The 13,779-nt window shown below is 55.5% G+C and carries 11 protein-coding genes; 4 read left to right on the top strand and 7 right to left on the bottom strand.

The window, feature by feature from the left end:
- Positions 1 to 8 precede the first annotated feature (8 nt).
- From EX31_RS05475 to EX31_RS05485, 3 genes are read left to right on the top strand one after another with little or no spacing between them, the layout of a single operon-like run.
- The gene (locus tag EX31_RS05475) at positions 9 to 3,971 is read left to right on the top strand and encodes a cellulose biosynthesis protein BcsC (protein WP_037033804.1); all 3,963 of its coding nucleotides are present in this window, start codon (positions 9 to 11) and stop codon (positions 3,969 to 3,971) included.
- 18 nt (positions 3,972 to 3,989) lie between these two features.
- Positions 3,990 to 4,469 (top strand): cellulose biosynthesis protein BcsD, encoded by a 480-nt coding sequence (bcsD, locus tag EX31_RS05480; protein ID WP_037033806.1) that lies wholly within the window; start codon positions 3,990 to 3,992, stop codon positions 4,467 to 4,469.
- Positions 4,470 to 4,478: 9 nt separating this feature from the next.
- The gene (locus EX31_RS05485; protein WP_037033808.1) at positions 4,479 to 5,492 is read left to right on the top strand and encodes a glycosyl hydrolase family 8; all 1,014 of its coding nucleotides are present in this window, start codon (positions 4,479 to 4,481) and stop codon (positions 5,490 to 5,492) included.
- Positions 5,493 to 5,556: 64 nt separating this feature from the next.
- On the opposite strand, the gene EX31_RS05490 is transcribed toward EX31_RS05485, so the two are convergent.
- The 7 genes from EX31_RS05490 to EX31_RS25925 all read right to left on the bottom strand — a co-directional run bounded on the left by EX31_RS05490 (position 5,557) and on the right by EX31_RS25925 (position 12,704).
- The gene (locus EX31_RS05490; RefSeq protein WP_051930996.1) at positions 5,557 to 5,991 is read right to left on the bottom strand and encodes a hypothetical protein; all 435 of its coding nucleotides are present in this window, start codon (positions 5,989 to 5,991) and stop codon (positions 5,557 to 5,559) included.
- Between the two features lie 282 nt (positions 5,992 to 6,273).
- Positions 6,274 to 7,287 (bottom strand): dipeptide ABC transporter ATP-binding subunit DppF, encoded by a 1,014-nt coding sequence (gene dppF, locus EX31_RS05495; protein ID WP_037033810.1) that lies wholly within the window; start codon positions 7,285 to 7,287, stop codon positions 6,274 to 6,276.
- A complete protein-coding gene (gene dppD / locus EX31_RS05500) occupies positions 7,277 to 8,302 on the bottom strand; it encodes a dipeptide ABC transporter ATP-binding protein (protein ID WP_013573447.1) in 1,026 nt (341 codons plus the stop codon). Before dppD ends, dppF begins: the two co-directional genes overlap by 11 nt.
- Before the next feature lie 10 nt (positions 8,303 to 8,312).
- Positions 8,313 to 9,227, bottom strand: a complete 915-nt coding sequence (gene dppC / locus EX31_RS05505) for a dipeptide ABC transporter permease DppC (protein WP_013573446.1) — start codon at positions 9,225 to 9,227, stop codon at positions 8,313 to 8,315.
- 10 nt (positions 9,228 to 9,237) lie between these two features.
- Positions 9,238 to 10,257, bottom strand: a complete 1,020-nt coding sequence (dppB, locus tag EX31_RS05510) for a dipeptide ABC transporter permease DppB (protein WP_013573445.1) — start codon at positions 10,255 to 10,257, stop codon at positions 9,238 to 9,240.
- Between the two features lie 200 nt (positions 10,258 to 10,457).
- Positions 10,458 to 12,065 carry a dipeptide ABC transporter periplasmic-binding protein DppA gene (dppA, locus tag EX31_RS05515; protein WP_037033811.1) on the bottom strand — a complete coding sequence of 536 codons (1,608 nt, stop codon included), beginning with the start codon at positions 12,063 to 12,065 and terminating at the stop codon, positions 10,458 to 10,460.
- A 405-nt stretch (positions 12,066 to 12,470) separates the two neighbouring features.
- On the bottom strand, positions 12,471 to 12,704 hold the full coding sequence (locus EX31_RS25925) for a hypothetical protein (RefSeq protein WP_134706489.1): 234 nt from the start codon (positions 12,702 to 12,704) through the stop codon (positions 12,471 to 12,473).
- Positions 12,705 to 12,793: 89 nt separating this feature from the next.
- Here EX31_RS25925 and EX31_RS05520 point away from each other — a divergent pair, with 89 nt between their 5' ends.
- Positions 12,794 to 13,720 (top strand): LysR family transcriptional regulator, encoded by a 927-nt coding sequence (locus EX31_RS05520; protein ID WP_013573443.1) that lies wholly within the window; start codon positions 12,794 to 12,796, stop codon positions 13,718 to 13,720.
- The last annotated feature ends 59 nt before the right edge of the window (positions 13,721 to 13,779 follow it).

A 13,779-nucleotide genomic window follows, 5' to 3' on the forward strand; every position in this document is an offset into this window, starting at 1 on the left:
GCTGGAAAATGAAGAAACATAAACTGTCCCTGGCGGTGATCAGGGCTATTTATCTGGTAGGGATCGCCGGAGTAGCGAGTTTTAGTGCCGCCACCTTTGCAGCGGATACCACCAATCCTGCCATGAAAGCGTTGTTTGATCAGGCCGCTTACTGGCATGAACGCGCCCATGACGATCTGGCGAAAGACGCCTTACAGAAAGTGCTGCTGGTTGAGCCAGACAATGCGCAGGCGCTGTACCTGATGTCGCTGTATTCCATGCAAAGTGGCGATAAAACCGCAGCCAGCCAGTGGCGCGAAAAACTGGCCGCTGCCTCGCCGGACGATCCGCGTCTGACATCGCTCAACAGCGCCAAAGCCATGCAGTCAATCCCGCCGGCTCAGCTGGCTTCTGCCCGCCAGATGGCCGCGCAGGGCAACGTCAGCGGTGCGCTTTCGGCATACCGCACGATCTTTAACGGCAACCAGCCACTCGACAGCCTGGCGACCGAATACTATCTGACGATGGCGGGCGACAAGTCGCTCCAGCCACAGGCCATTGCCGGGTTACAACAGCGTGTCGCCTCGCGTCCTGACGACACACAGGCGCGCCTTGGTCTGGGTAAGGTGCTGACGTATCAGGAATCCACCCGCCGCGACGGTATAAAATTACTGAGCACGATGGCCGGTTCCAGCACCGAAGCCGACCGCTCATTACGTCAGGCATTATTGTGGATGACGCCGCAGGAAGCTGACCGTGATTTTTATCAGGGCTATCAGGCGCGTCACCCGAACGACACCGGCGTGATGACTTACTTCCAGAAAAACATCGGCGGCGCGGCGAAAGGTCAGGGCTTCACGGCACTGAACAGCGGCGACGTCAACAGCGCGAAAGCTAAGTTTGAAAGCGTACTGGCCGATAACCCGAATGACGCCGATGCACTGGCCGGTCTCGGTTATATCGCGCAGCGCAGCGGTAACTTTGAGCAGGCGTCACAGTATCTGAGCAAAGCTGCCGCACAGGGCGGCCCGAACAGCGCCCAACTGAGCAATCAGGCACAGGATTCCGCGTTTTACGCCCAACTGGCGAAAGCCAAAGACGCCGCCGGTTCCGGCAGTTACGATGCCGCACTGGCGGCCGTCACTCCGCTGACGCAGGTCGGTGGTGAGAAAGGTCAGTCGGCCAGCCTGTTGCGTGCGGATATTCTGCGCCGCAAAGGCGATCTGGCCGGGGCTGAGCAGCAATACAGCGCGCTGGGCGATAATGCCGATGCCCGCGCCGGGTTGTATTACGTGCTGCGTCAGCAGAACAAAACCGCCGAAGCCAGTCAGGTGCTGAAAACGCTGCCAGCCGGGATTCAGGCCAAAATGAACCCGCCGACCGTGGCAGATGTTATCGAGCCAATGCGCCGTCAGGCCGCCCAGGCCGTAGCGAACAACGATCCGCAGCGCGCACTGAATATTCTTCAGCAGGCACGGGAACGTCAGCCGTCAAATGTCTGGGTGAAACTGGATATGGCGCGCATCCTGCAATCGCAGGGGCAAACCGCGCAGGCACAGTCAATCATGGCACCGTCTGCGCGTCCGGGTGCCTCTTCTGCCGATCTGTACGCCGCGGCCCTGTTCGCGTCAGAAACCAAAAACTGGTCAACCGCCAACGCCCTGCTCTCGCGTATTCCGCGCAGCAGTCAGAATCAGGGGATGCGTGAACTGGCGCAGCGCGCCAACTTCAATGCGCAAATGGCCGATGCCGAAAGCTATCTGCAACAGGGCAATGCCGCCGCCGCGTCCAACACCTTGCGTGCGCTGGCACAGAATCCGCCAGCCGCGCCTGCGGATGTCGGCGCGCTGGCGAAAAACCTGGCGGCGGCCGGTCAGCTTCCGCTGGCGGTGCAACTGGTTCGCCAGAATATGCGTCAGGGCGTCACCGGCAATGCCGGGGATTACGCCGATCAGGTCAGCGTGCTGAATCAGGCCGGTCTGAGCAATGAGGCGCAAGCCTTCCTGCAAAATCCACAAATCCAGTCCGGCACTTCACCGACAGCGCTGGCGAGCCTGCGTAACGGTTTCGTGATCACCCAGGCTGATCAGTTGCGCGAACAGGGTCAGTACGCAGCGGCCTACGACAAACTGGTCGTCGCGTTGCAGGCTGACCCGCAGAACCGTGACCTGATGCTGGCGATGGCGCGCCTGTATCAGTCCGGAAAACTCAATAAACAAGCCGGTCAGGTCTATAACTACCTGATGAGCAACGACACACCGACACAGGATGCACGCGTCGGTGCGATTAACGTTGCGCTGGGCGAAGGCGATAACCAGCGTGCTAAAACGCTGATGGAAGGCCTGCGCGGACCGCGTACGCCGGACCGTCTGTTACTCGAAGCGCGCGTCGCCGAAGCACAGGGCGATCATCAGCAGGCGCTGGCGTTACTGCGTTCTGCGAAGGGCAAGATGATCGGGCTGGAAGGCACAGACAGTCAGGCGCAGGTGGCCGGATTGCAGATCAGCGACAACCCGTTCATCAACCGCTCAACACGCACCTCCGCCTCACGACCGGCGACACAATCTTCTTACGGTGCCGTATTGCCGTGGCAGGTATCAGATCAGGTTTCCACGCCGGGAAATATTCCGGCGGCAACGACCGAACCGACAGCGGTCACACAGCGTAATGCCACGGAAAAACAGATCGACGACATGCTCGACGAGTTGCAGGGCAAGACCGCGACCTGGGCGCAGGGTGATATGTCGATCCGTGGCCGTGACGGCGAAAGCGGTCTCAGCCAACTGACCGAAGCCAAAGCGCCGATGACCTTTGCCTTCGTGCCATTTGATACGTCACGTCTGAGTATTGGCGTCACGCCGGTTTCCCTCAGCGCAGGCAGCCCGTCCGGTACCGGCAATTCCCGCTTCGGTCAGGGCGCACTGGCTGCAGCACAGTCGGCGCAGAAAGATGTCGCCGCCGCAGCCGCAGCGGCGGGTCTGGATATCGCCAGTTACAGCACCTTTGCGAAATTGCAGGCAGCGGCAGCAGCGAATTCCAGCACCAACTGTACGTCAGCTAACGCAACCTCCGATCAATGCGTGGCCTACAACACCATTACGGGTACGGATCCAACGACTTACGCAGCGCCAGCCGCAGGCAATCAAAGCGCAACCGGCGTAGAAGTGAACGCTGCGCTGACCGGTGACAGCTATAAAGCCGATATCGGCAGTACGCCGCTCGGGCAGGATCTGAACTCGCTGGTCGGTGGCGTGCAATGGGCACCGAAACTGACTGACTTCACCACCCTGCGCGTGACGGCTGAGCGTCGTGCCGTCACTGACAGTATTCTGTCCTACGTCGGCACCAAAGATAATTACAGCGGCAAGGAATGGGGTCAGGTCACTAAAAACGGCGGCAGCGTCAATCTGTCGTACGACGATGGCGATGCTGGTTTTTACGCCGAAGCGGGTTATTACAGCTATCTGGGTAACAACGTGAAGAGCAACAAATCGGTGAACGCCAATGCCGGTCTGTATGTACGTCCGTTCCGTTATGACGATCGTGAACTGAAAACCGGCATCAACGTCGGTTACATGGATTTCGACAAAAACCTCAGCTATTACAGCTTCGGTCAGGGCGGTTACTTCAGCCCGCAAAACTATGTCAGCGTCTCCTTCCCGGTGGAATACACCCAGAAATATGACGACTGGGATCTGAAACTGTCCGGCGCGGTGGGCTATCAGTCTTATTCGCAGGATAAGAGCGCCTACTTCCCGAATAACCCGGACCTGCAGAAACAACTGGAAGATCTGGTGGCTGAGGGCTACGGCACAGAAGCTTATTACAGCGGTAAAACGCAAAATGGCATCGGCTGGAATGCGGGCGTCGGCGGCAACTATCATCTGAACAAAAGCATGCAGATTGGCGGACAGGTTGGCTACGATACTTTCGGCGATTACAACGAAAGTAAAGCGCAGGTCTACTTCCGTTATCTGATGGGCCAAAATTAATCGCGGTGAAATAAAACCATGCAAGAACATAACTATACTCAGGTCGCGCAGGAATATTACCGCCAGCGCCACACCACACCCGGCTGGCAAAGCCTGGTGCAGGTGCTATTTTCAGGTATTCTGGCGTCCGCCGATGACGAAGATGGCCGCCGCTTTCTGAGCCTGATGGGCAATAACCTGGCACGCCAGCATCCGCTTCCCGCCTCTGCGACTCTTGGCGAACTGGAAGACAATATCAACCATATTCTCAGCCGTTTTGACTGGGGTGTCGTGAAGCTGGAAGCGACTTCGCAACAACTGGCGCTGGTGCACATTGCCTGGCCGGCATCACCGCAAGGGCAGGATGATGCGTTGTGGCCTATTGCGCTCATCGCCCTGTTTGAAGGACTGTATGCTGAGTGGTTGTTATCACAAGGCGGGCAACCCTATGTTCCGCTGCGCTGGCAGGAAAGCACACAGGAAGGCGCATTCGTTTTCCGTTATCAAAATGGTTTGTAAGGAATCTCTATGTCGTTATTTCGGCGCTACAGCCTGGTGCTGTGGTTCGGCCTTATTTTCGCGTTTTTCAGTTCCGCTGTAATGGCTCAGGATGCTGGCTGGTCTGCGTATAAAAGTCGCTTTCTGATGCCAGATGGACGAATCATTGATACCGCCAATAAAAACGTCAGTCACACCGAAGGTCAGGGTTTCAGTATGCTGCTGGCGGTGTTCAATGACGATCAGGCGACGTTCGACAAGCTGTGGCAGTGGGCAAACACGACGCTCTATCGCAAAGATATCGGCCTGTATTCATGGCGGTATGACCCGAACAGCACCCCGCATGTGGCCGATATCAACAACGCCTCTGATGGCGATACGCTGATGGCCTGGGCGCTGTTGCTGGCGGGTGATAAGTGGAATGACAGCCGTTACACCAAAGCCTCTGAAAAATTGCAGACGGCGCTGATCAAATACAATGTGATTGATTACGCCGGTTACAAAGTGATGCTGCCGGGCGTGAAGGGTTTCAATCAGACCAGCAACGTAACCGTCAATCCGTCCTATTTCATCTTCCCGGCGTGGCAGGCATTTTATGCGCACAGCCATTTGAAAGTGTGGAAAGATCTGGATGAAAGCAGCACCGCGATGCTCAGTAAAATGGCGTTTGGTGAATTCCGCTTACCGACGGACTGGGTCGATATGCAGGCCGATGGCACCCTGAAACCGGCCAGCCGCTGGCCAACGCGTTTCAGTTACGATGCCGTGCGTATCCCGCTGTATCTCGGCTGGGCGCATCCCGGCAGCCCGCAACTGGCACCGTTTATTCTGTGGTGGCAAAAATCCCCACGCGACGCCACACCCGCCTGGATTGATGTCATGACCGGCACCAAAGCGGGCTACAACATGTCACCGGGATTATTAGCCGTGCGCGATTTCACCATGGCCAACGCTGGCGCCATCAGCCCGAACCTGGCGCCGAAAGACGATTACTACTCTTCCACCCTGCAACTGCTGAGCTGGTGGGCAAGTCATAAAGGGTGAGCGTACTCTGAAATAAAAAGGCCAGTCAGGGGATGCTGACTGGCCTTTTAATATCTATAGAGATTTAATTAATCTGATAGCTAAAGTTAGCCGTATAGTTCTGCCCGTTATACTTGTAGCTGGCGGTATTATTTAAAGAAAAAACATTTCCGCTATAAGTAACCATCACCCGGTTATCTGCACTGGTGCTGATATCCGCAATTGTTCCACTCCCTGAGATAAATGGAAAACTCTCAGCCAGATTTTTAACGATTTCACTGTTACTGCCTTTCAGATCTCCAGCCAGATAATAACGGTAGTGGAAAGGAACCGTCGCCCCCCCACTTTGGCTTTCAGTCAGATATAACCACATATGATCATTAATTTTTTGTGTGCGAAGCAATTTATCTCTGGCTGGATTGTCCCCGCTCTGATTAAGCCACCAGAACCCCATCACCAGCAGAAAAAGGGCGAGAGTGACAAAACGATGTAGCCATCTAATAACCATTTTGAATGGCATAATCGATCCCTTCTCTTATGTTACGTTGATCTGTTGGGTCATCTCCGTAAGGTGGCTTCTGAGTCCATTTTCCCCACTCAGGTCTCGATGTCCCATGCTGCCGGGCTTTTTTGAACAACCTGAGAGTCGGGTCCAGATAAGGGTACAGATGCCATAATTAACGTCCTGTTATTTTTGGGATTCAGGCATCATATCAATTTCTCATCTGCCAAAGTGTCTGAAAAATTGCCCACAAAAAAGCCCGCTTTCGCGGGCTTTCTCATATCAGCTGTTCAGCCGGTATTACGCAACGGTCTGCGTCGTACCGGTTTCATCCTGATCGACAGCGAAGCAGGCGACGAGCTGATCGCCGTACTGTTTCAGCTGCGGCTGGAACTGTTTGCAGGTGCCGAACGCACGGCGGCAGCGGGCGTTGAACGCGCAACCGGCTGGCGGATTCAGCGGGCTTGGCAGCTCGCCGGTCAGTTTGATGCGTTCACGGCGTTCGTCCGGGTTCAGACGCGGTGTCGCGGACAACAGCGCCTGTGTGTACGGATGACGCGGATTGCTGAAGATGGCGTCTTTCGGCCCCTTCTCCACGCAGCGTCCCAGATACATCACCATCACTTCGTCAGCGATGTGTTCCACCACTGACAAGTCGTGGGAGATGAAGACGTACGACAGCCCTAAATCCTGCTGCAAATCCATCATCAGGTTCAGTACCTGCGCACGCACGGAAACGTCGAGCGCGGAGACCGGTTCATCAGCGATCACCACGTCCGGATCCAGCATCAGACCACGGGCGATAGCAATACGCTGACGCTGGCCGCCGGAGAACATGTGCGGATAGCGGTCGTAATGCTCAGTTTTCAGGCCGACTTTCGCCATCATCGCCAGGGCTTTTTCGCGACGTTCTTCGCGGCTAAGTTTGGTGTTGATCAGCAAAGGTTCTTCGAGGATCTGCCCGACTTTCTTACGCGGGTTGAGCGATCCGTAAGGATTCTGGAACACGATTTGGATCTTCTGACGGCGCAGCTTTTCCGCCGTCGCATCAGGTTTCAGCAAATCCTGCCCGCGGTAATACAGCTCACCGCCGGTCGGCACTTCAATCATGGTCAGCAGGCGGCCCAGCGTGGATTTACCACAACCGGACTCCCCCACCACCGCCAGCGTTTTACCGCGTTCGAGGGTAAACGACACGCCGTCGAGCGCTTTCACCGTGCGTTCCTGGCCGAAGATGCCCTTCTTCACCGGGTAATGTTTTTTCAGGTCAATCGCGTGCAACAGCGGCTGCGGTTGGGTGTTATCAGGACTCATAAGTAGGTCTCCCGGCATCATCCAGCGGATAATGGCACTTCGACTGACGCCCGTTCGCGAGGTCACGCAGCGCAGGTTCTTCTTTACGGCAAAGATCGGTTGCATACGGGCAACGCGGATTCAGCAGACAGCCGTTAGGACGGTCATATTTACCCGGCACCACACCCGGCAAGGATTGCAGACGCGCTTTATCTGCGGCGAATTCCGGCAGTGAGCGCAGCAGCGCCTGCGTATACGGATGGCGTGGCGCACGGAAGATTTCCGTGGCTTTTGCCGATTCCACTACCTGTCCGGCATACATCACAATAATGTGCTGCGCGGCTTCCGCCACCAGTGCCAGGTCATGGGTGATCAGCATCAGCGCCATGTTTTCGCGTTGTTGCAGATCGAGCAGCAGTTCAATAATCTGCGCCTGAATGGTCACGTCGAGCGCGGTGGTTGGCTCATCGGCGATCAGTAATTTCGGGCGACAGGCGATCGCCATGGCGATCATCACGCGCTGGCTCATCCCGCCGGAAAGCTGATGCGGATAGACATCGAGACGCGAAGCCGGATCAGGAATACCGACCAGATTCAGCAGATCGATGGTGCGCTGACGACGGGTCTTTTTGTTGCCGCCCTGATGCACCTTGATGGCTTCCATAATCTGGAAACCGACGGTGTAACACGGGTTCAGGCTGGTCATCGGATCCTGGAAAATCATCGCGACTTCGGCACCGACAATCTGGCGGCGTTCTTTTTCGCTGATGCCCTGCAGATTACGGCCACCGAACTCAAGTTTTTCTGCCATCACTTTGCCGGGGAAGTCGATCAATCCCATCAGCGCCAGTGAACTGACTGATTTACCGGAGCCGGATTCACCGACAATCCCGACCACTTCGCCCTGCTTCACGCTGTAACTGATACGGTCTACGGCGCGGAACGGCGTCCCTTCGTCACCAAAGTGAACGGAGAGTTTATCCACGGTCAGCAACGTTTTGCCGACCTGAACATCATTCGTTAATGTTGTTTCCATCTCCAACCCCTTACTGCTTAAGTTTAGGGTCGAGGGCATCACGCAGGCCATCACCCATCAGGTTAAATGCCAGCACCGTCAGCAGAATGATCACGCCGGGGAAGGTCACGACCCACCAGGCACTTTGAGCAAACTGTAAGACGTCCGACAGCATGGTGCCCCACTCCGGCGTTGGCGGCTGTGCGCCCATACCGAGGAAGCCCAACGCTGCCATATCAAGGATGGCGTTGGAGAAGCCGAGCGATGCCTGAACGATCAGCGGCGCTAAGCAGTTAGGTAAAATATTGATGAACATCTGACGGGCAGAACCGGCACCGGCCACGCGCGACGCGGTGACGTAGTCGCGGTTCACTTCCACCAGCACCGCAGCACGGGTTAAGCGGACATAGTGCGGTAAGGCGACGAAGGTCAGCGCCAGCGAGGCGTTAACAATCGATGGGCCAAAAATCGCCACCAGCACCAGTGCCAGCAACAGGCTTGGCAGGGCCAGCATGATATCGACCACACGCATGATGATGGCGTCAACCACACCGCCGTAGTAACCGGCAAACAGACCGAACACCACGCCGAGGATCAGCGACAGTACGACAACCAGGCAACCGACCAGCAGCGATAAACGCGCGCCGTACATCAGACGCGACAGAATATCGCGGCCGACGTCGTCGGTGCCCAGCAGGAATTTCCAGCTCCCGCCTTCCATCCAGACCGGCGGACGCAACAGCGCGTCACGGAACTGTTCGGCAGGCAGATGTGGTGCAATCACATTCGCACCAATCGCAATGACCAGCATGATAATGATGTAAGCCAGGCCGACAACGGCCCCTTTGTTACGCTTGAAGTAATGCCAGAATTCGCGCAAAGGCGGCATCGGCACTGGCGCAGCCGTCACTAACTCGTTAGCGACCGGCTCAGTGGTTTGAGACATTGTGCGCCCCTTATTTCTTGTGGCGAATACGCGGGTTGACCACGCCGTAGAGCACATCTACCAGCAGGTTAACCACGATGATCAGAGTAGCGACCAGCAACACCCCGCCCTGCACGACCGGATAGTCGCGGCGCTGGAGTGCGTCGATCAGCCACCGGCCGAGTCCCGGCCAGGAGAAGATGGTTTCGGTCAGGATGGCACCGCCGAGCAGCGTACCGACCTGCAAACCAATGATGGTCACCACCGGCAACAGCGCATTGCGCAGCGCGTGGATGACGATCACCCGCATACGGCTGACGCCTTTGGCGCGCGCGGTACGGATGTAGTCTTCGCCCAGCACTTCCAGCATGGAAGAACGGGTCATACGCACAATCACCGCCAGCGGAATGGTGCCCAGTACGATGGCCGGTAAAATCATGTGCATCACGGCATCCACGAAATCACCCGGTTCGCCCCAGAACAGCGTGTCGATCAGCATAAAGCCGGTCAGCGGCAGGCTGTCATCCAGGAAGACGGTATCGCTTATTCGCCCCGATACGGGCGTCAGATTAAGCTGCACCGAGACCAGCATCACCAGCATGATCCCCCACCAGAATATCGGCATCGAATAGCCGGTCAGCGAGATCCCCACAGCCGTGTGGTCGAATATCGATCCCCGTTTTACCGCCGCCAGCACACCCACCGGAATACCGACAATGATCGCGAAGATCATCGCGCAGATGCCCAGTTCCAGTGTTGCTTTGAAGCGCGGTACGAATTCCTGCCAGACAGGGGTGCGGCTTTTTAAGGACGTGCCCAGGTCGCCATGCAGCACACCGTTCACGTAGTGGAAATATTGTTGGTAAAGAGGCTTGTCGAGCCCCATATCTGCCATCAGCTGGGCGTGACGTTCGGGGGAAACACCGCGTTCGCCTGCCATGATGGTGACCGGGTCGCCTGGTATCATGTGTACGAAGGCAAAAGTCAGCAAAGTAATGCCGATAAACGTTGGGATAACTAACCCCAGACGTCGGAGTATGAACTGCAACATATCCCGTACTCTCTGTATAAAATGCCCGGCGAACCGTAGCTCGCCGGGCTTATTGTGGCTCACATTTCTTTCTTGAGAATCAAGGCTGTACTGAATGGCCCGCGAGCAAGGCGGAGGAGCACAGCAATCAAGACATACCTTCAGGCAGGCGAAGATTGCGAGCACCACACAACGCAGCTCCCGGGTTATTCAGTAAGCGATCACTCCATTGAGACGTTTTCGAAGTGGTGCTTGCCGAGCGGATCGACGACATACCCTTTGACTTCTTTGCGAACAGGTTCGTATACGGTGGAGTGAGCGATGATCAGCGCAGGTGCCTGGTCATGCATCACAACCTGAGCCTGCTGATACAGCGCGGCACGTTTGGCGTGATCAGATTCAGCACGGGCTGGCTGGATCAAATCTTCAAACGGCTTGTAGCACCAGCGGGAGTAGTTGGAACCGTCTTTCGCCGCTGCACAGCTGAACAGGGTGGCGAAGAAGTTATCCGGGTCCCCATTGTCGCCGGTCCAGCCCATCATCACAGACTGGTGCTCACCGTTCTTAGCACGCTTGAGGTATTCGCCCCACTCGTAAGTCACGATGTTGGCTTTCACGCCAATTTTTGCCCAGTCAGCCTGAATCATTTCAGCCATACGGCGTGCGTTCGGGTTGTACGGACGCTGTACCGGCATCGCCCACAGGTCGATAGCGAAACCGTCTGCGTGACCGGCTTCTTTCAGCAGCTCTTTGGCTTTCTCAGGATTGTATTCGTAATCCACAACGTCTTTGTTGTAGCCCCACATGGTTGGTGGGATCAGGTTTTTAGCCGGCTGGCCAGCACCCTGATAAACCGCATCGATGATGGCTTTTTTGTTCACAGCCATGGTCAGTGCCTGACGCACTTTCACTTCATCCAGTGGTTTCTTCTCAACGTTGAAGGACAGATAACCCACGTTCAGGCCAGGCTGTTGCATCAGGTTGATGGATTTATCTTTCTTCATTGCCGCGATGTCAGCCGGGTTCGGGTATGGCATCACCTGGCATTCGTTTTTCTGCAGTTTCGCGTAACGCACGGAAGCGTCAGGCGTGATGGAGAAGACTAAACGGTCGATCTGCGGCTTGGTGCCCCAGTAGCCCGGGAAGGCTTTGTAGAGGATGCGTGAATCTTTCTGGTATTGCAGAAGCTGGAACGGACCGGTACCGATCGGATCCAGGTCGACTTTCTCAGGGGTTTTCGCTTTCAGCATGTTGTCAGCGTATTCCGCAGACAGGATAGAGGCGAAGTCCATCGCGAGGTCAGCCAGGAACGGAGACTCCGGGCGGTTCAGCACGAACTGCACGGTGTTGTCGTCCACTTTCACGATCTTGTTGATCAGATCGCCCATGCCCATGCCTTCGAAGTATTCGTAGCTGCCGCCAGAAACGCCGTGGTATGGGTTATTTTTGTCCAGCTGACGTTCGAAGGAATACACGACGTCGTCCGCATTGAAATCACGGGTCGGTTTGAATTCCTTGTTGTCCTGCCACTTCACGCCTTTGCGCAGATGGAAGGTGTAGGTTTTGCCATCAGCAGACACGTCCCACTTCTCAGCCAGACCCGGCTGGATTTCAGTGGTCCCGATCTTGAACTCAACCAGACGGTTGTAGATAGGCACGGAGCTTGCGTCATACGTGGTGCCAGAAGTGAACAACTGAGGGTTGAAGCCTTCAGGTGAACCTTCAGAGCAATACACTAACGTTTTTGCCTGGACACTGGCCGCAACGGTCAGCGCAATCAGGCCCATACTGAATTTCAGTAGCCCCGACTTACCTAAAGAGATTGTCATCGCTTCTGCTCCATCGATTAATGGTGATGTGGATGTGTGTGTTGTGTATACAGCTCACGTCACCCTTTATTTTTATTTGCGGGTGACTGTGTTTGCTCGTGTGCTGCAATAAGTCCAACCAGAGCATGGTGAACTGCCATTTTTTTCCTTCGATCTGTAAAGCTGTCTTTACAAAATCTTACCGGAAATAATCACTGGTCTTCCTTGGGGCTATCAATTTGGCAACTCCTTTCCTTGACGTCAATATAACCATCAGGCATTTACACAGACTGTGAGTTACAACAAACAAACATAAAAAAACATTTTGTTAACCAAATCAGGATGAATGTTCAGTTTGCGCAGTGAATAACCAGACAATCCCCTTTGTAAAAGAACATTCCTGGGGGTTTCGCCCATTTTAAATCCCTAAAAATTTCTGGCTAAATGATGAATATATGAACGGTTATTTTTGAGATAGGGGTGGAAACCAGCGGAAAATGCTGACAAGTGCAGCAAACGGCGTCGAGTCATCAGCGAAAGCGTTTGCACTAGCACCCGCAAAATACCCCAAAATAGCGCAATTGCACGCTGGTGGTGCAGGTGATTTAGCGTACTGATGTTGTCTGTTTTTCCGGCATAAGCCGGGTTGCGGGCAGACATGGATTGAAACCAATATGTTAAGCAGTTTTTAAACTCTGGCGCATTTATTGCTTGTTATTACGGGCTTATTACCCGCCAGAGGTTTTCTGATGGAACTGAAGTGGTTTGAAGATTTTCTCAGTGTGTCTCAGTGCTATAGCTTTACGCGAGCCGCCAGTGAAAGAAACATCACCCAGTCCGCGCTGAGCCGACGAATTAAGCAACTGGAAGAATGGCTTGGCGTGCCGCTTTTTGACCGCAAAACCTACCCGATACGCCTGACGCCGGAAGGCCAGGACTTCCTGCATACTGCGGCAGATCTGGTGTTTTCCATGACACAACTGCGCAGCGACCTGCGTGAGCGCCATGCGCAGAAGCACGCCATCGTGCATTTTGCCGCGCTCAATACGCTCTCCCTGACCTTTTTCCCCGACTGGATCAACCAGATCGACCCGTCGCATCAGTACGGCTACATTCGTTTGTGCGATCAGCAGCCGTCATTCAGCGGCAATATTTCCCTGCTGCTGGATGGCGAAACGGATTTTCTGCTGACCTACGCCCATGATTCCGTCCCGCTGATGAAACAGCTCGAACGCTTTCCCTATATTGAACTGGGAAAAGAGAATGCGCTGGCCGTTTGTGCACCAGACGATGACGGCAAGCCCCTGTTCCCGCTGAGCCCCTTTGGCGGCACCCGCGTCCAGCTTCCTTATCTCAGTTACGGCAATCGGTCCTTTTTTGCCCACGCGCTGAGTGCCCTGTTTGCGTCGCGCCCGCTGCCGCTGAAGCCGGTGTATGAAAATCCGATGTGCAGCGGCCTGAAAGCAATGACCATTTCCGGCTGCGGCGTGTCGTGGTTGCCCACCAGCCTGATCTGCGAGGAACTGGCGAACGGCTCGCTTATCCGCGCCGGAGAACGAAGCTGGGATATTCAGGCCAGCATCCGTCTTTACCGGCTGGAAAAATTTCGCACACCACAGGCTGAACGGCTGTGGAATAAAGCCAGCCAGTTGCACCAGACCCGCGCCGTCGCCTGACCGGTTCCGGCGGTAAAAATGTTCCCTTTCCACGCCAGGCTCCCGCGTGAGGCTCCCCG

This window comes from Rahnella sp. WP5, assembly GCF_000745615.1.
Lineage (GTDB): Bacteria > Pseudomonadota > Gammaproteobacteria > Enterobacterales > Enterobacteriaceae > Rahnella > Rahnella aceris.